At 33.3% G+C, this 23,598-nt stretch carries 18 protein-coding genes; all 18 read left to right on the forward strand.

Annotated elements, in window-relative coordinates; all coding sequences use genetic code 11:
- Positions 1-120 precede the first annotated feature (120 nt).
- The 18 genes from pyrH to rnjB all read left to right on the forward strand — a co-directional run bounded on the left by pyrH (position 121) and on the right by rnjB (position 23,429).
- Positions 121-843 (forward strand): UMP kinase, encoded by a 723-nt coding sequence (pyrH, locus tag AA076_RS06280; RefSeq protein WP_000057330.1) that lies wholly within the window; start codon positions 121-123, stop codon positions 841-843.
- An 18-nt stretch (positions 844-861) separates the two neighbouring features.
- Positions 862-1,416 carry a ribosome recycling factor gene (gene frr / locus AA076_RS06285; protein WP_001280006.1) on the forward strand — a complete coding sequence of 185 codons (555 nt, stop codon included), beginning with the start codon at positions 862-864 and terminating at the stop codon, positions 1,414-1,416.
- Positions 1,417-1,788: 372 nt separating this feature from the next.
- A complete protein-coding gene (locus AA076_RS06290; protein WP_000473705.1) occupies positions 1,789-2,559 on the forward strand; it encodes an undecaprenyl pyrophosphate synthase in 771 nt (256 codons plus the stop codon).
- A 6-nt stretch (positions 2,560-2,565) separates the two neighbouring features.
- Complete coding sequence (locus AA076_RS06295) at positions 2,566-3,348, forward strand: phosphatidate cytidylyltransferase (RefSeq protein ID WP_000868413.1); 783 nt, start codon at positions 2,566-2,568, stop codon at positions 3,346-3,348.
- Between the two features lie 236 nt (positions 3,349-3,584).
- Positions 3,585-4,871 (forward strand): RIP metalloprotease RseP, encoded by a 1,287-nt coding sequence (rseP, locus tag AA076_RS06300; RefSeq protein WP_000121116.1) that lies wholly within the window; start codon positions 3,585-3,587, stop codon positions 4,869-4,871.
- Between the two features lie 19 nt (positions 4,872-4,890).
- Entirely contained in the window at positions 4,891-6,594 is a 1,704-nt protein-coding gene (locus tag AA076_RS06305) for a proline--tRNA ligase (protein WP_000814103.1), read from the forward strand.
- A 263-nt stretch (positions 6,595-6,857) separates the two neighbouring features.
- Positions 6,858-11,168 (forward strand): PolC-type DNA polymerase III, encoded by a 4,311-nt coding sequence (locus AA076_RS06310; RefSeq protein WP_001820550.1) that lies wholly within the window; start codon positions 6,858-6,860, stop codon positions 11,166-11,168.
- Positions 11,169-11,457: 289 nt separating this feature from the next.
- Entirely contained in the window at positions 11,458-11,925 is a 468-nt protein-coding gene (gene rimP / locus AA076_RS06315) for a ribosome maturation factor RimP (RefSeq protein WP_000036631.1), read from the forward strand.
- Between the two features lie 20 nt (positions 11,926-11,945).
- The gene (gene nusA / locus AA076_RS06320) at positions 11,946-13,121 is read left to right on the forward strand and encodes a transcription termination factor NusA (protein WP_000097462.1); all 1,176 of its coding nucleotides are present in this window, start codon (positions 11,946-11,948) and stop codon (positions 13,119-13,121) included.
- A 20-nt stretch (positions 13,122-13,141) separates the two neighbouring features.
- The gene (gene rnpM / locus AA076_RS06325) at positions 13,142-13,426 is read left to right on the forward strand and encodes an RNase P modulator RnpM (RefSeq protein ID WP_000727423.1); all 285 of its coding nucleotides are present in this window, start codon (positions 13,142-13,144) and stop codon (positions 13,424-13,426) included.
- Complete coding sequence (locus AA076_RS06330) at positions 13,423-13,740, forward strand: YlxQ family RNA-binding protein (protein WP_000020853.1); 318 nt, start codon at positions 13,423-13,425, stop codon at positions 13,738-13,740. Before rnpM ends, AA076_RS06330 begins: the two co-directional genes overlap by 4 nt.
- A gap of 4 nt (positions 13,741-13,744) precedes the next feature.
- On the forward strand, positions 13,745-15,862 hold the full coding sequence (gene infB, locus AA076_RS06335; protein WP_000043634.1) for a translation initiation factor IF-2: 2,118 nt from the start codon (positions 13,745-13,747) through the stop codon (positions 15,860-15,862).
- A 385-nt stretch (positions 15,863-16,247) separates the two neighbouring features.
- Positions 16,248-16,598, forward strand: coding sequence for a 30S ribosome-binding factor RbfA (gene rbfA, locus AA076_RS06340; RefSeq protein ID WP_000097322.1), 351 nt, complete (start codon positions 16,248-16,250; stop codon positions 16,596-16,598).
- A 168-nt stretch (positions 16,599-16,766) separates the two neighbouring features.
- Positions 16,767-17,684: a tRNA pseudouridine(55) synthase TruB gene (gene truB, locus AA076_RS06345; RefSeq protein WP_000282305.1), complete on the forward strand. Its 918-nt coding sequence runs from the start codon at positions 16,767-16,769 to the stop codon at positions 17,682-17,684.
- 14 nt (positions 17,685-17,698) lie between these two features.
- Positions 17,699-18,670, forward strand: a complete 972-nt coding sequence (gene ribF / locus AA076_RS06350) for a riboflavin biosynthesis protein RibF (protein ID WP_000864185.1) — start codon at positions 17,699-17,701, stop codon at positions 18,668-18,670.
- A 114-nt stretch (positions 18,671-18,784) separates the two neighbouring features.
- A complete protein-coding gene (rpsO, locus tag AA076_RS06355; protein WP_001018328.1) occupies positions 18,785-19,054 on the forward strand; it encodes a 30S ribosomal protein S15 in 270 nt (89 codons plus the stop codon).
- A gap of 369 nt (positions 19,055-19,423) precedes the next feature.
- Complete coding sequence (gene pnp / locus AA076_RS06360; protein ID WP_000076690.1) at positions 19,424-21,520, forward strand: polyribonucleotide nucleotidyltransferase; 2,097 nt, start codon at positions 19,424-19,426, stop codon at positions 21,518-21,520.
- Positions 21,521-21,755: 235 nt separating this feature from the next.
- Complete coding sequence (gene rnjB, locus AA076_RS06365) at positions 21,756-23,429, forward strand: ribonuclease J2 (protein ID WP_000052590.1); 1,674 nt, start codon at positions 21,756-21,758, stop codon at positions 23,427-23,429.
- Positions 23,430-23,598: the final 169 nt, after the last annotated feature.

A 23,598-nucleotide genomic window follows, 5' to 3' on the forward strand; every position in this document is an offset into this window, starting at 1 on the left:
ACAAGGAAGAAGACACCTTTAATGTTGCTTTATTAAAATGTAAATCATTCTAATAAAACGACAACTGTGTCTTCTTTACTTGTATATGTTACATATATTCACGATAGAGAGGATAAGAAAATGGCTCAAATTTCTAAATATAAACGTGTAGTTTTGAAACTAAGTGGTGAAGCGTTAGCTGGAGAAAAAGGATTTGGCATAAATCCAGTAATTATTAAAAGTGTTGCTGAGCAAGTGGCTGAAGTTGCTAAAATGGACTGTGAAATCGCAGTAATCGTTGGTGGCGGAAACATTTGGAGAGGTAAAACAGGTAGTGACTTAGGTATGGACCGTGGAACTGCTGATTACATGGGTATGCTTGCAACTGTAATGAATGCCTTAGCATTACAAGATAGTTTAGAACAATTGGATTGTGATACACGAGTATTAACATCTATTGAAATGAAGCAAGTGGCTGAACCTTATATTCGTCGTCGTGCAATTAGACACTTAGAAAAGAAACGCGTAGTTATTTTTGCTGCAGGTATTGGAAACCCATACTTCTCTACAGATACTACAGCGGCATTACGTGCTGCAGAAGTTGAAGCAGATGTTATTTTAATGGGCAAAAATAATGTAGATGGTGTATATTCTGCAGATCCTAAAGTAAACAAAGATGCGGTAAAATATGAACATTTAACGCATATTCAAATGCTTCAAGAAGGTTTACAAGTAATGGATTCAACAGCATCCTCATTCTGTATGGATAATAACATTCCGTTAACTGTTTTCTCTATTATGGAAGAAGGAAATATTAAACGTGCTGTTATGGGTGAAAAGATAGGTACGTTAATTACAAAATAAATTTAGAGGTGTAAAATAATGAGTGACATTATTAATGAAACTAAATCAAGAATGCAAAAATCAATCGAAAGCTTATCACGTGAATTAGCTAACATCAGTGCAGGAAGAGCTAATTCAAATTTATTAAACGGCGTAACAGTTGATTACTATGGTGCACCAACACCTGTACAACAATTAGCAAGCATCAATGTTCCAGAAGCACGTTTACTTGTTATTTCTCCATACGACAAAACTTCTGTAGCTGACATCGAAAAAGCGATAATAGCAGCTAACTTAGGTGTTAACCCAACAAGTGATGGTGAAGTGATACGTATTGCTGTACCTGCCTTAACAGAAGAACGTAGAAAAGAGCGCGTTAAAGATGTTAAGAAAATTGGTGAAGAAGCTAAAGTATCTGTTCGAAATATTCGTCGTGATATGAATGATCAGTTGAAAAAAGATGAAAAAAATGGCGACATTACTGAAGATGAGTTGAGAAGTGGCACTGAAGATGTTCAGAAAGCAACAGACAATTCAATAAAAGAAATTGATCAAATGATTGCTGATAAAGAAAAAGATATTATGTCAGTATAAAACTAATATACAATGACATATTAAAATGCCAGTATTAAACGATAATGTAACATTTAAAATGGGCATGTTTAATTAAATCAAAGATGCATGTGATAATTTAAATTCACAATGAGCATAAAAATGGTGTTTAAACAAGTTAATTAAACATATACTTTATAAATAATAGGCATTAGGTATATTGCTATAATAAAGTTATGTAATTTTTAACCTCAGTATGTATGTCACATTTCTGGTGTAAACTGTACCGAGTCAGACTTTGGTACAGTTTTTTTATTTGCTTATTCAATGCATTAAATGAGTATGATAAAATGATAATGATTGTTTAGTAACTTATACTATATGACAGAGATGATCAGGCTCGGAGGAAAGACCATGTTTAAAAAGCTAATAAATAAAAAGAACACTATAAATAATTATAATGAAGAATTAGACTCGTCTAATATACCTGAACATATCGCTATTATTATGGATGGTAATGGGCGATGGGCTAAGAAGCGAAAAATGCCTAGAATTAAAGGTCATTACGAAGGTATGCAAACAATAAAAAAAATTACTAGGGTAGCTAGTGATATTGGTGTTAAGTACTTAACTTTATACGCCTTTTCCACTGAAAATTGGTCAAGACCTGAAAGTGAAGTAAATTATATTATGAATTTGCCTGTCAATTTCTTAAAGACATTCTTACCGGAACTAATTGAAAAAAATGTCAAAGTTGAAACAATTGGATTTACTGATAAGTTGCCAAAATCAACGATAGAAGCAATTAATAATGCTAAAGAAAAGACAGCTAATAATACCGGCTTAAAATTAATATTTGCAATTAATTATGGTGGCAGAGCAGAACTTGTTCATAGTATTAAAAATATGTTTGACGAGCTTCATCAACAAGGTTTAAATAGTGATATCATAGATGAAACATATATAAACAATCATTTAATGACAAAAGACTATCCTGATCCAGAGTTGTTAATTCGTACTTCAGGAGAACAAAGAATAAGTAATTTCTTGATTTGGCAAGTTTCGTATAGTGAATTTATCTTTAATCAAAAATTATGGCCTGACTTTGACGAAGATGAATTAATTAAATGTATAAAAATTTATCAGTCACGTCAAAGACGCTTTGGCGGATTGAGTGAGGAGTAGTATAGTATGAAAGTTAGAACGCTGACAGCTATTATTGCCTTAATCGTATTCTTGCCTATCTTGTTAAAAGGCGGCCTTGTGTTAATGATATTTGCTAATATATTAGCATTGATTGCATTAAAAGAATTGTTGAATATGAATATGATTAAATTTGTTTCAGTTCCTGGTTTAATTAGTGCAGTTGGTCTTATCATCATTATGTTGCCACAACATGCAGGGCCATGGGTACAAGTAATTCAATTAAAAAGTTTAATTGCAATGAGCTTTATTGTATTAAGTTATACTGTCTTATCTAAAAACAGATTTAGTTTTATGGATGCTGCATTTTGCTTAATGTCTGTGGCTTATGTAGGCATTGGTTTTATGTTCTTTTATGAAACGAGATCAGAAGGATTACATTACATATTATATGCCTTTTTAATTGTTTGGCTTACAGATACAGGGGCTTACTTGTTTGGTAAAATGATGGGTAAACATAAGCTTTGGCCAGTAATAAGTCCGAATAAAACAATCGAAGGATTCATAGGTGGCTTGTTCTGTAGTTTGATAGTACCACTTGCAATGTTATATTTTGTAGATTTCAATATGAATGTATGGATATTACTTGGAGTGACATTGATTTTAAGTTTATTTGGTCAATTAGGTGATTTAGTGGAATCAGGATTTAAGCGTCATTTCGGCGTTAAAGACTCAGGTCGAATACTACCTGGACACGGTGGTATTTTAGACCGATTTGACAGCTTTATGTTTGTGTTACCATTATTAAATATTTTATTAATACAATCTTAATGCTGAGAACAAATCAATAAACGTAAAGAGGAGTTGCTGAGATAATTTAATGAATCTCAGAACTCCTTTTGAAAATTATACGCAATATTAACTTTGAAAATTATACGCAATATTAACTTTGAAAATTAGACGTTATATTTTGTGATTTGTCAGTATCATATTATAATGACTTATGTTACGTATACAGCAATCATTTTTAAAATAAAAGAAATTTATAAACAATCGAGGTGTAGCGAGTGAGCTATTTAGTTACAATAATTGCATTTATTATTGTTTTTGGTGTACTAGTAACTGTTCATGAATATGGCCATATGTTTTTTGCGAAAAGAGCAGGCATTATGTGTCCAGAATTTGCGATCGGTATGGGGCCAAAAATTTTTAGTTTTAGAAAAAATGAAACACTTTACACTATTAGGTTATTGCCTGTTGGTGGATATGTTCGTATGGCAGGAGATGGCTTAGAAGAGCCACCAGTCGAGCCCGGTATGAACGTTAAAATTAAACTTAATGAAGAAAATGAAATAACACATATCATATTAGATGATCATCATAAGTTTCAACAAATTGAAGCGATCGAAGTTAAAAAATGTGATTTTAAGGATGACTTATTCATAGAAGGTATCACTGCTTATGATAATGAAAGACATCATTTTAAAATTGCTAGAAAGTCTTTCTTTGTTGAAAATGGTAGCTTAGTTCAAATTGCTCCGAGAGACAGACAATTTGCACATAAAAAGCCATGGCCGAAATTTTTAACATTATTTGCGGGACCGTTATTTAACTTTATATTAGCTTTAGTCCTATTTATTGGTCTTGCATATTATCAAGGCACGCCTACGTCTACTGTAGAACAAGTCGCAGATAAGTATCCAGCTCAACAAGCAGGATTACAAAAAGGTGATAAGATCGTCCAAATTGGCAAATATAAAATATCTGAATTTGATGATGTTGATAAGGCGTTAGATAAAGTTAAAGATAATAAGACGACTGTTAAATTTGAACGTGATGGTAAAACAAAGTCAGTTGAATTAACACCTAAAAAGACTGAAAAAAAACTGACTAAAGTAAGTTCAGAGACGAAGTATGTTCTCGGATTCCAACCAGCGAGTGAACATACACTTTTTAAACCAATTGTATTCGGATTTAAAAGCTTTTTAATCGGTAGTACTTATATTTTTACAGCTGTAGTAGGTATGTTGGCTAGTATATTTACGGGCGGATTCTCATTTGATATGTTAAATGGTCCGGTTGGTATTTATCATAACGTCGACTCAGTTGTTAAAGCGGGTATCATTAGCTTAATTGGTTACACTGCGTTATTAAGTGTAAACTTAGGTATTATGAATTTAATTCCTATTCCTGCACTAGACGGTGGTCGTATTTTATTTGTTATATATGAAGCGATTTTCAGAAAACCAGTTAATAAAAAAGCGGAAACAACGATTATTGCTATTGGTGCCATTTTCATGGTCGTTATAATGATATTAGTAACGTGGAATGATATTCGACGATATTTCTTATAATTTAGGAGGATAAATAATTATGAAGCAATCCAAAGTTTTTATACCAACGATGCGTGACGTGCCATCAGAAGCAGAAGCACAAAGTCATCGTTTATTATTGAAATCGGGTTTGATAAAACAAAGTACAAGTGGGATTTATAGTTATTTACCGCTAGCAACACGTGTGTTAAATAATATTACTGCAATTGTGCGACAAGAAATGGAACGTATCGATTCTGTTGAAATTTTAATGCCAGCGTTACAACAAGCTGAATTATGGGAAGAATCAGGACGTTGGGGTGCATATGGCCCAGAATTAATGCGTTTACAAGATAGACATGGAAGACAATTTGCATTAGGTCCAACACATGAAGAATTAGTTACATCAATAGTAAGAAATGAATTGAAATCATACAAACAATTACCGATGACATTATTCCAAATTCAATCTAAATTCCGTGATGAAAAGAGACCACGTTTTGGTTTACTTCGTGGGCGTGAATTTATTATGAAAGATGCATATTCATTCCATGCTGACGAGGCATCATTAGATCAAACGTATCAAGATATGTATCAAGCGTATAGCCGTATTTTTGAGAGAGTTGGCATTAACGCAAGACCAGTAGTTGCAGATTCAGGTGCTATAGGCGGTAGCCATACACATGAATTTATGGCATTAAGTGCTATCGGTGAGGATACAATCGTTTACAGTAAAGAAAGTGATTATGCTGCTAACATCGAAAAAGCAGAAGTCGTTTACGAACCAAATCATAAGCATACTACTGTGCAACCTTTAGAAAAAATTGAAACACCAAATGTTAAGACTGCGCAAGAATTGGCAGACTTCTTAGGTAGACCAGTAGATGAAATCGTTAAAACGATGATTTTCAAAGTTGATGGCGAATATATTATGGTTTTAGTGCGTGGCCATCATGAAATTAATGACATTAAATTAAAATCTTATTTCGGCACAGATAATATTGAATTAGCAACACAAGACGAAATAGTTAATTTAGTTGGTGCAAATCCTGGTTCACTAGGTCCTGTAATTGATAAAGAAATCAAAATTTATGCAGATAATTTTGTGCAAGATTTAAATAATTTAGTTGTCGGTGCTAACGAAGATGGTTATCACTTAATTAATGTAAATGTAGGTAGAGACTTCAACGTTGATGAATATGGCGATTTCCGTTTTATTTTAGAAGGCGAAAAGTTAAGTGATGGTTCAGGCGTTGCACATTTTGCTGAAGGTATTGAAGTTGGTCAAGTATTCAAATTGGGTACTAAGTATTCAGAATCAATGAATGCTACATTCTTAGATAACCAAGGAAAAGCTCAATCTTTAATTATGGGTTGTTACGGAATTGGAATTTCTAGAACGCTAAGTGCGATTGTTGAACAAAATCACGATGATAATGGAATTGTTTGGCCTAAATCAGTTACTCCGTTTGATTTACATTTAATTTCTATTAATCCTAAGAAAGATGATCAACGAGAACTAGCAGATGCACTATATGCTGAATTTAATACTAAATTTGATGTGTTGTACGATGATCGTCAGGAACGTGCAGGTGTTAAATTTAATGATGCCGATTTAATTGGTTTACCACTGCGAATTGTTGTTGGTAAACGTGCATCGGAAGGTATTGTAGAAGTTAAAGAACGTTTAACAGGTGATAGCGAAGAAGTTCACATTGATGACTTAATGACTGTCATTACAAATAAATATGATAACTTAAAATAATTAAGATCGAATGAATTATAAGAGTAGGAAAAAGCTGAAAGAAATCTGATGCTTATGTCCTGCTCTTATTATTTTTGATATAATGATTATTCGATGAAAAATGACTGAAGACATAGTATAATTAAAGATAAATTTGTTTTAACAATATAATGATTAGCCAAATATAAAGCATTTAATTTTCTATCATTACTATGCTCACATAATCTAAATATTGTTCGAACACGTAAAAGTAATTTCTATTTAAGGTGGTAATTGTCTTGGCAATGACAGAGCAACAAAAATTTAAAGTGCTTGCTGATCAAATTAAAATTTCAAATCAATTAGATGCTGAAATTTTAAATTCAGGTGAACTGACACGTATAGATGTTTCTAACAAAAACAGAACATGGGAATTTCATATTACATTACCACAATTCTTAGCTCATGAAGATTATTTATTATTTATAAATGCAATAGAGCAAGAGTTTAAAGATATCGCCAACGTTACATGTCGTTTTACGGTAACAAATGGCACGAATCAAGATGAACATGCAATTAAATACTTTGGGCACTGTATTGACCAAACAGCTTTATCTCCAAAAGTTAAAGGTCAATTGAAACAGAAAAAGCTTATTATGTCTGGAAAAGTATTAAAAGTAATGGTATCAAATGACATTGAACGTAATCATTTTGATAAGGCATGTAATGGAAGTCTTATCAAAGCGTTTAGAAATTGTGGTTTTGATATCGATAAAATCATATTCGAAACAAATGATAATGATCAAGAACAAAACTTAGCTTCTTTAGAAGCACATATTCAAGAAGAAGACGAACAAAGTGCACGATTGGCAACAGAGAAACTTGAAAAAATGAAAGCTGAAAAAGCGAAACAACAAGATAACAACGAAAGTGCTGTCGATAAGTGTCAAATTGGTAAGCCGATTCAAATTGAAAATATTAAACCAATTGAATCTATTATTGAGGAAGAGTTTAAAGTTGCAATAGAGGGTGTCATTTTTGATATAAACTTAAAAGAACTTAAAAGTGGTCGCCATATCGTAGAAATTAAAGTGACTGACTATACGGACTCTTTAGTTTTAAAAATGTTTACTCGTAAAAACAAAGATGATTTAGAACATTTTAAAGCGCTAAGTGTTGGTAAATGGGTTAGGGCTCAAGGTCGTATTGAAGAAGATACATTTATTAGAGATTTAGTTATGATGATGTCTGATATTGAAGAGATTAAAAAAGCGACAAAAAAAGATAAGGCTGAAGAAAAGCGTGTAGAATTCCACTTGCATACTGCAATGAGCCAAATGGATGGTATACCCAATATTGGTGCGTATGTTAAACAGGCAGCAGACTGGGGACATCCAGCCATTGCGGTTACAGACCATAATGTTGTGCAAGCATTTCCAGATGCTCACGCAGCAGCGGAAAAACATGGCATTAAAATGATATACGGTATGGAAGGTATGTTAGTTGATGATGGTGTTCCGATTGCATACAAACCACAAGATGTCGTATTAAAAGATGCTACTTATGTTGTGTTCGACGTTGAGACAACTGGTTTATCAAATCAGTATGATAAAATCATCGAGCTTGCAGCTGTGAAAGTTCATAACGGTGAAATCATCGATAAGTTTGAAAGGTTTAGTAATCCGCATGAACGATTATCGGAAACGATTATCAATTTGACGCATATTACTGATGATATGTTAGTAGATGCCCCTGAGATTGAAGAAGTACTTACAGAGTTTAAAGAATGGGTTGGCGATGCGATATTCGTAGCGCATAATGCTTCGTTTGATATGGGCTTCATCGATACGGGATATGAACGTCTTGGGTTTGGACCATCAACGAATGGTGTTATCGATACTTTAGAATTATCTCGTACGATTAATACTGAATATGGTAAACATGGTTTGAATTTCTTGGCTAAAAAATATGGCGTAGAATTAACGCAACATCACCGTGCCATTTATGATACAGAAGCAACAGCTTACATTTTCATAAAAATGGTTCAACAAATGAAAGAATTAGGCGTATTAAATCATAACGAAATCAACAAAAAACTCAGTAATGAAGATGCATATAAACGTGCAAGACCTAGTCATGTCACATTAATTGTACAAAACCAACAAGGTCTTAAAAATCTATTTAAAATTGTAAGTGCATCATTGGTGAAGTATTTCTACCGTACACCTCGAATTCCACGTTCATTGTTAGATGAATATCGTGAGGGATTATTGGTAGGTACAGCGTGTGATGAAGGTGAATTATTTACGGCAGTTATGCAGAAGGACCAGAGTCAAGTTGAAAAAATTGCCAAATATTATGATTTTATTGAAATTCAACCACCGGCACTTTATCAAGATTTAATTGATAGAGAGCTTATTAGAGATACTGAAACATTACATGAAATTTATCAACGTTTAATACATGCAGGTGACACAGCGGGTATACCTGTTATTGCGACAGGAAATGCACACTATTTGTTTGAACATGATGGTATCGCACGTAAAATTTTAATAGCATCACAACCCGGCAATCCACTTAATCGCTCAACTTTACCGGAAGCACATTTTAGAACTACAGATGAAATGTTAAACGAGTTTCATTTTTTAGGTGAAGAAAAAGCGCATGAAATTGTTGTGAAAAATACAAACGAATTAGCAGATCGAATTGAACGTGTTGTTCCTATTAAAGATGAATTATACACACCGCGTATGGAAGGTGCTAACGAAGAAATTAGAGAACTAAGTTATGCAAATGCGCGTAAACTGTATGGTGAAGACCTGCCTCAAATCGTAATTGATCGATTAGAAAAAGAATTAAAAAGTATTATCGGTAATGGATTTGCGGTAATTTACTTAATTTCGCAACGTTTAGTTAAAAAATCATTAGATGATGGATACTTAGTTGGTTCCCGTGGTTCAGTAGGTTCTAGTTTTGTAGCGACAATGACTGAGATTACTGAAGTAAACCCGTTACCGCCACACTATATTTGTCCGAACTGTAAAACGAGTGAATTTTTCAATGATGGTTCAGTAGGATCAGGATTTGATTTACCTGATAAGACGTGTGAAACTTGTGGAGCGCCACTTATTAAAGAAGGACAAGATATTCCGTTTGAAACATTTTTAGGATTTAAGGGAGATAAAGTTCCTGATATCGACTTAAACTTTAGTGGTGAATATCAACCGAATGCCCATAACTACACAAAAGTATTATTTGGTGAGGATAAAGTATTCCGTGCAGGTACAATTGGTACTGTTGCTGAAAAGACTGCTTTTGGTTATGTTAAAGGTTATTTGAATGATCAAGGTATCCACAAAAGAGGTGCTGAAATAGATCGACTCGTTAAAGGATGTACAGGTGTTAAACGTACAACTGGACAGCATCCAGGGGGTATTATTGTAGTACCTGATTACATGGATATTTATGATTTTACGCCGATACAATATCCTGCCGATGATCAAAATTCAGCATGGATGACGACACATTTTGATTTCCATTCTATTCATGATAATGTATTAAAACTTGATATACTTGGACACGATGATCCAACAATGATTCGTATGCTTCAAGATTTATCAGGAATTGATCCAAAAACAATACCTGTAGATGATAAAGAAGTTATGCAGATATTTAGTACACCTGAAAGTTTGGGTGTTACTGAAGATGAAATTTTATGTAAAACAGGTACATTTGGGGTACCAGAATTCGGTACAGGATTCGTGCGTCAAATGTTAGAAGATACAAAGCCAACAACATTTTCTGAATTAGTTCAAATCTCAGGATTATCTCATGGTACAGATGTGTGGTTAGGCAATGCTCAAGAATTAATTAAAACCGGTATATGTGATTTATCAAGTGTAATTGGTTGTCGTGATGATATCATGGTTTATTTAATGTATGCTGGTTTAGAACCATCAATGGCTTTTAAAATAATGGAGTCAGTACGTAAAGGTAAAGGTTTAACTGAAGAAATGATTGAAACGATGAAAGAAAATGAAGTGCCAGATTGGTATTTAGATTCATGTCTTAAAATTAAGTACATGTTCCCTAAAGCCCATGCAGCAGCATACGTTTTAATGGCAGTACGTATCGCATATTTCAAAGTACATCATCCACTTTATTACTATGCATCTTACTTTACAATTCGTGCGTCAGACTTTGATTTAATCACGATGATTAAAGATAAAACAAGCATTCGAAATACTGTAAAAGACATGTATTCTCGCTATATGGATCTAGGTAAAAAAGAAAAAGACGTATTAACAGTCTTGGAAATTATGAATGAAATGGCGCATCGAGGTTATCGAATGCAACCGATTAGTTTAGAAAAGAGTCAGGCGTTCGAATTTATCATTGAAGGCGATACACTTATTCCGCCGTTCATATCAGTGCCTGGGCTTGGCGAAAACGTTGCGAAACGAATTGTTGAAGCTCGTGACGATGGCCCATTTTTATCAAAAGAAGATTTAAACAAAAAAGCTGGATTATCTCAGAAAATTATTGAGTATTTAGATGAGTTAGGCTCATTACCGAATTTACCAGATAAAGCTCAACTTTCGATATTTGATATGTAAAATGAAATAATCAAGGTATTTATTTAATGCGTATGGCGTAGTCAAAGAAATACAAAATTGTTGCTGGACACAAAATTATGCCCGTATTTCTTTTCAATGTCTTACGAGTCTATTCAAATGTAATGGTGAAATAAAGGAACAAACTTTTACAAGAATCTCTGATTAATAGTGAAGTCATTTGTTTCAAGCATAAACTTATGCTATAATTAAGTTGCTTAAAAATTAGTGAACTCAGGCAGAAGAGTGGGAGATTCCCGCTCTTTTCTATTTGCCAAAAAGGGAGGCCTGTATGAGTAAAATTACAGAACAAGTAGAAGTGATTGTTAAACCAATTATGGAAGACTTGAATTTTGAACTTGTAGACGTTGAATATGTCAAAGAGGGTAGAGATCATTTTCTTAGAATCTCTATTGATAAAGAAGGTGGCGTAGATTTAAATGATTGTACGCTAGCTTCTGAAAAAATAAGTGAAGCTATGGATGCAAATGATCCTATTCCTGAAATGTATTATTTAGACGTAGCGTCACCTGGTGCAGAACGTCCAATTAAAAAAGAACAAGATTTCCAAAATGCAATAACTAAACCTGTATTTGTTTCTTTATATGTACCAATTGAAGGTGAAAAGGAATGGTTAGGCATTTTACAAGAAGTCAATAATGAAACAATTGTAGTACAAGTTAAAATCAAAGCAAGAACGAAAGATATAGAGATACCGAGAGACAAAATAGCAAAAGCACGTCACGCAGTTATGATTTAACGTGATGAGGAGGAAAAAACGTGTCAAGTAATGAATTATTATTAGCTACTGAGTATTTAGAAAAAGAAAAGAAGATTCCTAGAGCAGTATTAATTGATGCTATTGAAGCAGCTTTAATTACTGCATACAAAAAGAATTATGATAGTGCAAGAAATGTCCGTGTGGAATTAAATATGGATCAAGGTACTTTCAAAGTTATCGCTCGTAAAGATGTTGTTGAAGAAGTATTTGACGACAGAGATGAAGTGGATTTAAGTACAGCGCTTGTTAAAAACCCTGCATATGAAATTGGTGATATATACGAAGAAGATGTAACACCTAAAGATTTTGGTCGTGTAGGTGCTCAAGCAGCGAAACAAGCAGTAATGCAACGTCTTCGTGATGCTGAACGTGAAATTTTATTTGAAGAATTTATAGACAAAGAAGAAGACATACTTACTGGAATTATTGACCGTGTTGACCATCGTTATGTATATGTGAATTTAGGTCGTATCGAAGCTGTTTTATCTGAAGCAGAAAGAAGTCCTAACGAAAAATATATTCCTAACGAACGTATCAAAGTATATGTTAACAAAGTGGAACAAACGACAAAAGGTCCTCAAATCTATGTTTCTCGTAGCCATCCAGGTTTATTAAAACGTTTATTTGAACAAGAAGTTCCAGAAATTTACGATGGTACTGTAATTGTTAAATCAGTAGCACGTGAAGCTGGCGATCGCTCTAAAATTAGTGTCTTCTCTGAAAACAATGATATAGATGCTGTTGGTGCATGTGTTGGTGCTAAAGGCGCACGTGTTGAAGCTGTTGTTGAAGAGCTAGGTGGTGAAAAAATCGACATCGTTCAATGGAATGAAGATCCAAAAGTATTTGTAAAAAATGCTTTAAGCCCTTCTCAAGTTTTAGAAGTTATTGTTGATGAAACAAATCAATCTACAGTAGTTGTTGTTCCTGATTATCAATTGTCATTAGCGATTGGTAAAAGAGGACAAAACGCACGTCTAGCTGCTAAATTAACCGGCTGGAAAATTGATATTAAATCAGAAACAGATGCGCGTGAAGCGGGTATCTATCCAGTAGTTGAAGCTGAAAAAGTAACTGAAGAAGATGTTGCTTTAGAAGATGCTGACACAACAGAATCAACCGAAGAGGTAAATGATGTTTCAGTTGAAACAAATGTAGAGAAAGAATCTGAATAATAGGTTGGAGTGAAGTATCTATGAAAAAGAAAAAAATTCCGATGCGAAAATGTATTCTTTCAAATGAAATGCATCCCAAAAAAGATATGATTCGTGTTGTTGTTAATAAAGAAGGCGAAATCTTTGCGGATGTTACTGGAAAGAAACAAGGCCGTGGCGCATATGTTTCTAAAGATGTTGCTATGGTTGAAAAAGCACAACAAAAAGAAATTTTAGAAAAATATTTTAAAGCATCTAAAGAGCAATTGGATCCTGTTTACAAAGAAATTATTAGATTAATTTATAGAGAAGAGATCCCAAAATGAGTATAGATCAAATATTAAACTTTTTAGGATTAGCAATGAGAGCTGGTAAAGTAAAAACAGGTGAATCAGTCATTGTTAATGAGATTAAAAAAGGAAATTTGAAGCTCGTTATTGTTGCAAATGATGCGTCTGATAATACAGCTAAATTAATTACAGATAAATGTAAGAGTTACAAAGTTCCATTCAGAAAGTTTGGAAATCGAAATGAATTGGGAATAGCACTTGGAAAAGGTGAGCGTGTTAATGTAGGGATTACTGACCCAGGCTTTGCTAAAAAGTTGCTATCAATGATAGATGAATATCATAAGGAGTGATTATATGAGTAAACAAAGAATTTACGAATATGCGAAAGAATTAAATCTAAAGAGTAAAGAGATTATAGATGAGTTAAAAAGCATGAATATTGAGGTTTCAAATCATATGCAAGCTTTGGAAGATGACCAAATTAAAGCATTAGATAAAAAGTTCAAAAAAGAACAAAAGAACGACAATAAACAAAGCACTCAAAATAATCACCAAAAATCAAACAATCAAAACCAAAATAAAGGGCAACAAAAAGATAACAAAAAGAATCAACAACAAAATAATAAAGGCAACAAAGGCAATAAAAAGAATAATAGAAATAATAAGAAAAATAACAAGAATAATAAACCACAAAATCAACCAGCTGCTCCAAAAGAAATACCATCAAAAGTGACATATCAAGAAGGTATTACAGTAGGCGAATTTGCGGATAAATTAAATGTTGAATCATCAGAAATTATCAAAAAATTATTCTTACTTGGTATTGTTGCTAATATCAATCAATCATTAAATCAAGAAACAATCGAATTAATTGCCGATGATTATGGCGTTGAGGTTGAAGAAGAAGTTGTGATTAATGAAGAAGACTTATCAATCTATTTCGAAGACGAAAAAGATGATCCAGAGGCAATTGAGAGACCAGCAGTTGTAACAATTATGGGACATGTTGACCATGGTAAAACGACTTTATTAGATTCAATTCGTCATACAAAAGTTACAGCAGGTGAAGCAGGCGGAATCACTCAACATATTGGTGCATATCAAATTGAAAACGATGGCAAAAAAATCACTTTCTTAGATACACCGGGACATGCTGCATTTACAACGATGCGTGCGCGTGGTGCACAAGTAACAGATATTACTATTTTAGTAGTAGCAGCTGACGATGGTGTTATGCCACAAACAATTGAAGCAATTAACCATGCTAAAGAAGCAGAAGTACCAATTATTGTTGCAGTAAATAAAATTGATAAACCAACTTCAAATCCTGATCGAGTTATGCAAGAATTAACTGAATATGGTTTAATTCCTGAAGATTGGGGCGGCGAAACAATTTTCGTTCCACTTTCTGCATTAAGTGGTGATGGTATCGACGATTTATTAGAAATGATAGGATTAGTTGCAGAAGTTCAAGAACTTAAAGCAAATCCTAAAAACCGTGCTGTTGGTACAGTTATCGAAGCTGAATTAGATAAATCACGTGGTCCTTCTGCATCATTATTAGTACAAAACGGTACATTAAATGTTGGTGATGCGATTGTAGTTGGTAATACTTACGGCCGTATCCGTGCAATGGTTAATGACTTAGGTCAAAGAATCAAAACGGCTGGTCCATCAACGCCTGTTGAAATTACAGGTATTAATGATGTGCCACAAGCTGGGGATCGCTTTGTTGTATTTAGTGATGAAAAACAAGCTCGTCGTATTGGTGAATCAAGACACGAAGCTAGCATTATACAACAACGTCAAGAAAGTAAAAATGTTTCATTAGATAACCTGTTTGAACAAATGAAACAAGGTGAAATGAAAGATTTAAACGTTATTATTAAAGGTGATGTTCAAGGTTCTGTTGAAGCTTTAGCTGCATCATTAATGAAAATTGATGTTGAAGGCGTAAATGTTCGTATCATTCATACAGCGGTTGGTGCAATTAATGAGTCAGACGTGACACTTGCTAATGCCTCAAATGGTATTATCATTGGTTTCAATGTTCGTCCAGACAGTGGTGCAAAACGTGCTGCAGAAGCTGAAAATGTTGATATGCGTTTACACAGAGTTATTTATAATGTTATCGAAGAAATTGAATCAGCGATGAAAGGTTTACTTGATCCAGAATTTGAAGAACAAGTTATCGGACAAGCTGAAGTTCGTCAAACATTCAAAGTTTCTAAAGTTGGTACTATTGCTGGATGTTATGTTACTGAAGGTAAAATTACGCGAAATGCTGGTGTACGTATTATTCGTGATGGTATTGTTCAATATGAAGGCGAATTAGATACACTTAAACGTTTCAAAGATGATGCTAAGGAAGTTGCAAAAGGTTATGAATGTGGTATTACAATTGAAAACTACAATGACCTTAAAGAAGGCGATGTTATCGAAGCATTTGAAATGGTTGAAATTAAGCGTTAATTAAATAAATTACAAGCTAAAAGTATAGTTAAGATTGATATGCTCCCTATAAATATTGCACTTTTTAAGTGTCTACTTTATAGGGAGCATATTTGATACTAGCTTTTGGTTTTTTATTAGAATAGATTACCTATTAAAAGTTACGTTATATGGACATGATTTTGTATAAAATTTTGTGGTGGCCTAGAATGATTTTTAATGACAAAATATAATGTCGACTATTATTGGAAAATTTTCTGTTGAAATGCCTATCTTACGGCAAACTTTATTTGATTTTATAGGCTTAATTTATTAAAATAACGTGTGAGCTAAAATAATTGTTTAAGCATTGTTACACTAAAAAATGCAAATAACAATTGAACTTAAAGATAAAGAGGTGACAAGAATGAGCAGTATGAGAGCAGAGCGTGTTGGTGAACAAATGAAGAAGGAATTAATGGATATCATCAACAATAAAGTCAAAGATCCTCGAGTTGGTTTTATTACAATTACAGATGTTGTTTTAACAAATGATTTATCGCAGGCTAAAGTATTTTTAACTGTATTAGGTAACGATAAAGAAGTAGAAAATACATTTAAAGCACTTGATAAAGCAAAAGGCTTCATTAAGTCTGAATTAGGTTCTAGAATGCGATTACGTATTATGCCGGAATTAATGTATGAATATGATCAATCAATCGAATATGGTAATAAAATTGAACGAATGATTCAAGATTTACACAAACAAGATAGATAATTTAGTGTTAGGTATCTGGAAAATGTTTGATAATTTCTTAATATCGGTATATTAACATTAAACAGTTAATACATAGATGTGTAGAAATAGTTAACATTTTCCAGTTTTTTTATGAATAAATTTAGTTGATACGCTATTAAAATATATTTTAAAAAAGAAGGTGACTATATGTATAATGGGATATTACCAGTATATAAAGAGCGCGGTTTAACAAGTCATGACGTTGTATTCAAATTGCGTAAAATATTAAAAACTAAAAAAATAGGTCACACGGGTACGCTTGATCCCGAAGTTGCAGGCGTGTTACCGGTATGTATAGGTAATGCAACGAGAGTTAGTGATTATGTTATGGATATGGGCAAAGCTTATGAAGCAACTGTATCGATAGGAAGAAGTACAACGACTGAAGATCAAACGGGTGATACATTGGAAACAAAAGGTGTACACTCAGCAGATTTTAATAAGGACGATATTGACCGATTGTTAGAAAGTTTTAAAGGTATCATTGAACAAATTCCGCCGATGTACTCATCCGTCAAAGTAAATGGTAAAAAATTATATGAATATGCGCGTAATAATGAAACAGTTGAAAGACCAAAGCGTAAAGTTAATATTAAAGACATTGGGCGTATATCTGAATTAGATTTTAAAGAAAATGAGTGTCATTTTAAAATACGCGTCATCTGTGGTAAAGGTACATATATTAGAACGCTAGCAACTGATATTGGTGTGAAATTAGGCTTTCCGGCACATATGTCGAAATTAACACGAATCGAGTCTGGTGGATTTGTGTTGAAAGATAGCCTTACATTAGAACAAATAAAAGAACTTCATGAGCAGGATTCATTGCAAAATAAATTGTTTCCTTTAGAATATGGATTAAAGGGTTTGCCAAGCATTAAAATTAAAGATTCGCACATAAAAAAACGTATTTTAAATGGGCAGAAATTTAATAAAAATGAATTTGATAACAAAATTAAAGACCAAATTGTATTTATTGATGATGATTCAGAAAAAGTATTAGCAATTTATATGGTACACCCTACAAAAGAATCAGAAATTAAACCTAAAAAAGTCTTTAATTAAAGGAGATAGAATTTATGAAAGTCATAGAAGTGACACATCCTATACAATCTAAACAGTATATTACAGAGGATGTTGCAATGGCATTCGGATTTTTCGATGGCATGCATAAAGGTCATGACAAAGTCTTTGATATATTAAACGAAATAGCTGAGGCACGCAGTTTAAAAAAAGCGGTGATGACATTTGATCCGCATCCGTCTGTCGTGTTGAATCCTAAAAGAAAACGAACAACGTATTTAACGCCACTTTCAGATAAAATCGAAAAAATTAGCCAACATGATATTGATTATTGTATAGTGGTTAATTTTTCATCTAGGTTTGCTAATGTGAGCGTAGAAGATTTTGTTGAAAATTATATAATTAAAAATAATGTAAAAGAAGTCATTGCTGGTTTTGATTTTACTTTTGGTAAATTTGGAAAAGGTAATATGACTGTACTTCAAGAATATGATGCGTTTAATACGACAATTGTGAGTAAACAAGAAATTGAAAATGAAAAAATTTCTACAACTTCTATTCGTCAAGATTTAATCAATGGTGAGTTGCAAAAAGCGAATGATGCTTTAGGCTATATATATTCTATTAAAGGCACTGTAGTGCAAGGTGAAAAAAGGGGAAGAACTATTGGCTTCCCAACAGCTAACATTCAACCTAGTGATGATTATTTGTTACCTCGTAAAGGTGTTTATGCTGTTAGTATTGAAATCGGCACTGAAAATAAATTATATCGAGGGGTAGCTAACATAGGTGTAAAGCCAACATTTCATGATCCTAACAAAGCAGAAGTTGTCATCGAAGTGAATATCTTTGACTTTGAGGATAATATTTATGGTGAACGAGTGACCGTGAATTGGCATCATTTCTTACGTCCTGAGATTAAATTTGATGGTATCGACCCATTAGTTAAACAAATGAACGATGATAAATCGCGTGCTAAATATTTATTAGCAGTTGATTTTGGTGATGAAGTAGCTTATAATATCTAGAGTTGCGTATAGTTATATAAACAATCTATACCACACCTTTTTCTTAGTAGGTCGAATCTCCAACGCCTAACTCGGATTAAGGAGTATTCAAACATTTTAAGGAGGAAATTGATTATGGCAATTTCACAAGAACGTAAAAACGAAATCATTAAAGAATACCGTGTACACGAAACTGATACTGGTTCACCAGAAGTACAAATCGCTGTACTTACTGCAGAAATCAACGCAGTAAACGAACACTTACGTACACACAAAAAAGACCACCATTCACGTCGTGGATTATTAAAAATGGTAGGTCGTCGTAGACATTTATTAAACTACTTACGTAGTAAAGATATTCAACGTTACCGTGAATTAATTAAATCACTTGGTATCCGTCGTTAATCTTAATATAACGTCTTTGAGGTTGGGGCATATTTATGTTCCAACCTTAATTTATATTAAAAAAGCTTTTTACAAATATTAACATTTATTATATGTTAAGCTAATATTGAGTGAATAATAAGGTTACAATGAGATAAAGATGATATAAGTACACCTAGAGTAATAATCAAGATATTAAAAATAAAGTATGTTTTTTTAAAAAATATAACTTATATTTATACTGATAAGGGTGGGACGATAAGTCTATTTTGTAAATAATAGATGGATATCCCGCTCTCTTTTTTTCCAATTCAATATTTTATAACTAATATTAAAATACGATAATAAATGATATGATATAACTATTAGATTCAAGAGAGGAGATTTATAATGTCTCAAGAAAAGAAAGTTTTTAAAACTGAATGGGCAGGAAGATCTTTAACGATTGAAACAGGGCAATTAGCTAAACAAGCAAATGGCGCTGTATTGGTTCGTTATGGAGATACAGTCGTGTTATCGACGGCAACTGCATCAAAAGAACCTCGTGATGGAGATTTCTTCCCATTAACAGTGAACTATGAAGAAAAAATGTACGCTGCGGGTAAAATTCCTGGTGGATTTAAAAAGAGAGAAGGACGTCCTGGTGACGATGCAACATTAACTGCGCGATTAATTGATAGACCAATTAGACCTTTATTCCCTAAAGGATATAAGCATGATGTTCAAATTATGAACATGGTATTAAGTGCAGATCCTGATTGTTCACCACAAATGGCTGCAATGATTGGTTCATCTATGGCGCTTAGTGTGTCGGATATTCCATTCCAAGGGCCAATCGCCGGTGTAAATGTGGGTTATATTGACGGTAAATATATCATTAACCCAACAGTAGAAGAAAAAGAAGTTTCTCGTTTAGACCTTGAAGTAGCTGGTCATAAAGATGCGGTAAACATGGTAGAGGCAGGCGCTAGTGAGATTACTGAACAAGAAATGTTAGAGGCGATTTTCTTTGGTCATGAAGAGATTCAACGTTTAGTTGATTTCCAACAACAAATCGTCGACCACATTCAACCTGTTAAACAAGAATTTATTCCAGCAGAGCGTGATGAAGCGCTAGTTGAACGTGTAAAATCTTTAACCGAAGAAAAAGGACTTAAAGAAACAGTTTTAACATTTGATAAACAACAACGAGATGAAAATCTTGATAACTTAAAAGAAGAAATCGTCAATGAATTTATCGATGAAGAAGATCCAGAGAATGAATTACTTATTAAAGAAGTTTATGCAATTTTAAATGAATTAGTGAAAGAAGAAGTTCGACGTTTAATTGCAGATGAAAAAATTAGACCAGACGGCCGTAAACCTGATGAAATCCGTCCATTAGATTCTGAAGTTGGTATTTTACCTAGAACGCATGGTTCAGGTCTATTTACACGTGGTCAGACTCAAGCACTTTCAGTTTTAACATTAGGTGCTTTAGGCGATTATCAATTAATTGATGGTTTAGGACCTGAAGAAGAAAAAAGATTCATGCATCATTACAACTTCCCGAATTTTTCAGTAGGTGAAACTGGTCCAGTACGTGCGCCAGGTCGTCGTGAAATTGGACATGGTGCGTTAGGTGAAAGAGCATTAAAATATATTATTCCTGATACTGCTGATTTCCCATATACAATTCGTATTGTAAGTGAGGTACTTGAATCAAATGGTTCATCATCTCAAGCGTCAATTTGTGGATCAACATTAGCATTAATGGATGCGGGCGTACCGATTAAAGCACCAGTTGCTGGTATTGCTATGGGCCTTGTTACACGTGAAGATAGCTATACGATTTTAACTGATATCCAAGGTATGGAAGATGCATTAGGTGATATGGACTTTAAAGTCGCTGGTACTAAAGAAGGTATTACAGCAATCCAAATGGATATTAAAATTGACGGTTTAACGCGTGAAATTATCGAAGAGGCTCTAGAACAAGCGAGACGTGGTCGTTTAGAAATAATGAATCATATGTTACAAACAATTGATCAACCACGTACTGAATTAAGTGCTTACGCGCCAAAAGTTGTAACTATGACAATTAAACCAGATAAGATTAGAGATGTTATCGGACCTGGTGGTAAAAAAATTAACGAAATTATTGATGAAACAGGTGTTAAATTAGATATTGAACAAGATGGTACTATCTTTATTGGTGCTGTTGATCAAGCTATGATAAATCGTGCTCGTGAAATCATTGAGGAAATTACACGTGAAGCGGAAGTAGGTCAAACTTATCAAGCCACTGTTAAACGTATTGAAAAATACGGTGCGTTTGTAGGCCTATTCCCAGGTAAAGATGCGTTGCTTCACATTTCACAAATTTCAAAAAATAGAATTGAAAAAGTGGAAGATGTATTAAAAATCGGTGACACAATTGAAGTTAAGATTACTGAAATTGATAAACAAGGTCGAGTAAATGCTTCACATAGAGCATTAGAAGAATAATATTTAAAGTCATATGACGACAATGTATCGTCATGTGATTTTTTTATGCCACTTTTTACGAAGTGACCCGTTTTGAATTTGTTGTATTGAACATTTTAAAACGCTTTATTATTTTGTGTGCAACTGTTAATTATCCTGTATGTATAGTGATTAATAGTGTACATCAAGTGTTTTTTAACTTATAATGAATAGTGAGTTTATATATGGACGGGTAACAAATTTAGGAGGTAAGATTTTGAGTTTAATAAAGAAAAAGAATAAAGATATTCGCATTATACCATTAGGCGGTGTTGGCGAAATTGCTAAAAATATGTATATCGTTGAAGTAGACGATGAAATGTTTATGTTAGATGCTGGACTTATGTTTCCAGAAGACGAAATGCTAGGTATTGATATTGTTATACCAGACATTTCATACGTACTTGAAAATAAAGATAAATTGAAGGGTATATTCCTTACACACGGACATGAGCACGCGATTGGTGCAGTGAGTTATGTTTTAGAACAATTAGATGCACCAGTATATGGATCTAAATTGACAATAGCGTTAATTAAAGAAAATATGAAAGCCCGTAATATTGATAAAAAAGTTCGCTACTATACAGTTAATAATGATTCAATTATGAGATTCAAAAACGTGAATATTAGTTTCTTTAATACGACACACAGTATTCCTGATAGTTTAGGTGTTTGTATTCACACTTCATATGGTGCCATTGTGTATACAGGTGAATTTAAGTTTGACCAAAGTTTACATGGACATTATGCACCAGATATTAAACGTATGGCAGAGATTGGTGAAGAAGGCGTATTTGTCTTAATCAGTGATTCTACTGAGGCAGAGAAACCTGGATATAATACTCCGGAAAATGTGATTGAACATCATATGTATGATGCTTTTGCAAAAGTGCGAGGTCGCTTGATAGTTTCATGTTATGCTTCGAACTTTATACGTATTCAGCAAGTTTTAAATATTGCTAGCAAGCTAAATCGTAAAGTGTCATTTTTAGGAAGATCACTTGAAAGTTCATTTAATATTGCTCGTAAAATGGGGTATTTCGACATTCCTAAAGATTTGCTAATTCCTATAACAGAAGTTGATAATTATCCTAAAAATGAAGTGATAATTATAGCTACTGGTATGCAAGGAGAACCTGTAGAAGCCTTAAGTCAAATGGCGCAACATAAGCATAAAATTATGAATATCGAAGAAGGCGATTCTGTATTTTTAGCAATTACGGCTTCTGCTAATATGGAAGTTATCATTGCGAATACATTAAATGAGCTTGTACGTGCTGGCGCACATATTATTCCAAATAACAAAAAGATTCATGCTTCAAGTCATGGTTGCATGGAAGAATTAAAAATGATGATTAATATTATGAAACCTGAATACTTTATTCCTGTACAAGGTGAATTTAAAATGCAGATAGCACATGCGAAGCTAGCAGCTGAAGCAGGTGTTGCACCAGAAAAGATTTTCCTTGTGGAAAAAGGAGATGTCATTAATTACAACGGTAAAGATATGATATTAAATGAAAAGGTAAATTCAGGAAATATTTTAATAGATGGCATTGGTATTGGGGATGTAGGAAATATCGTGTTGAGAGACCGTCATCTTTTAGCAGAAGATGGTATCTTTATTGCTGTTGTAACGTTAGATCCTAAAAATAGACGTATAGCTGCGGGACCTGAAATTCAATCTCGTGGGTTTGTATATGTACGTGAAAGTGAAGACTTATTACGTGAAGCAGAAGAGAAAGTACGTGAAATAGTAGAGGCTGGTTTACAAGAAAAACGCATAGAATGGTCTGAAATTAAACAAAATATGCGTGATCAAATTAGTAAACTATTATTCGAAAGTACAAAACGTCGTCCTATGATTATTCCAGTAATTTCTGAAATTTAATCAAAAAGTCATTAACATAAAAGAGGTCAGAACAAGTCACTGAAATATAATGGTTGTCATGGACAATTTACTTATATTTTATGATAGTCAATTGAAGGGGTAACGATTAATCTGTTATCTTAAGTAAATTGATACATAGATGATATTGTTCTAACCTCTTTCATCGTCT

The organism is Staphylococcus aureus (assembly GCF_001027105.1).
GTDB classification, from domain to species: domain Bacteria; phylum Bacillota; class Bacilli; order Staphylococcales; family Staphylococcaceae; genus Staphylococcus; species Staphylococcus aureus.

Bases quoted from the DNA above. Each gene is read 5' to 3' on its own strand.
- pyrH (WP_000057330.1), top strand. From the start codon at position 121: ATGGCTCAAATTTCTAAATATAAACGTGTAGTTTTGAAACTAAGTGGT.
- frr (WP_001280006.1), top strand. From the start codon at position 862: ATGAGTGACATTATTAATGAAACTAAATCAAGAATGCAAAAATCAATC.
- AA076_RS06290 (WP_000473705.1), top strand. From the start codon at position 1,789: ATGTTTAAAAAGCTAATAAATAAAAAGAACACTATAAATAATTATAAT.
- AA076_RS06295 (WP_000868413.1), top strand. From the start codon at position 2,566: ATGAAAGTTAGAACGCTGACAGCTATTATTGCCTTAATCGTATTCTTG.
- AA076_RS06305 (WP_000814103.1), top strand. From the start codon at position 4,891: ATGAAGCAATCCAAAGTTTTTATACCAACGATGCGTGACGTGCCATCA.
- AA076_RS06310 (WP_001820550.1), top strand. From the start codon at position 6,858: ATGACAGAGCAACAAAAATTTAAAGTGCTTGCTGATCAAATTAAAATT.
- rimP (WP_000036631.1), top strand. From the start codon at position 11,458: ATGAGTAAAATTACAGAACAAGTAGAAGTGATTGTTAAACCAATTATG.
- rnpM (WP_000727423.1), top strand. From the start codon at position 13,142: ATGAAAAAGAAAAAAATTCCGATGCGAAAATGTATTCTTTCAAATGAA.
- AA076_RS06330 (WP_000020853.1), top strand. From the start codon at position 13,423: ATGAGTATAGATCAAATATTAAACTTTTTAGGATTAGCAATGAGAGCT.
- infB (WP_000043634.1), top strand. From the start codon at position 13,745: ATGAGTAAACAAAGAATTTACGAATATGCGAAAGAATTAAATCTAAAG.
- rbfA (WP_000097322.1), top strand. From the start codon at position 16,248: ATGAGCAGTATGAGAGCAGAGCGTGTTGGTGAACAAATGAAGAAGGAA.
- truB (WP_000282305.1), top strand. From the start codon at position 16,767: ATGTATAATGGGATATTACCAGTATATAAAGAGCGCGGTTTAACAAGT.
- ribF (WP_000864185.1), top strand. From the start codon at position 17,699: ATGAAAGTCATAGAAGTGACACATCCTATACAATCTAAACAGTATATT.
- rpsO (WP_001018328.1), top strand. From the start codon at position 18,785: ATGGCAATTTCACAAGAACGTAAAAACGAAATCATTAAAGAATACCGT.
- pnp (WP_000076690.1), top strand. From the start codon at position 19,424: ATGTCTCAAGAAAAGAAAGTTTTTAAAACTGAATGGGCAGGAAGATCT.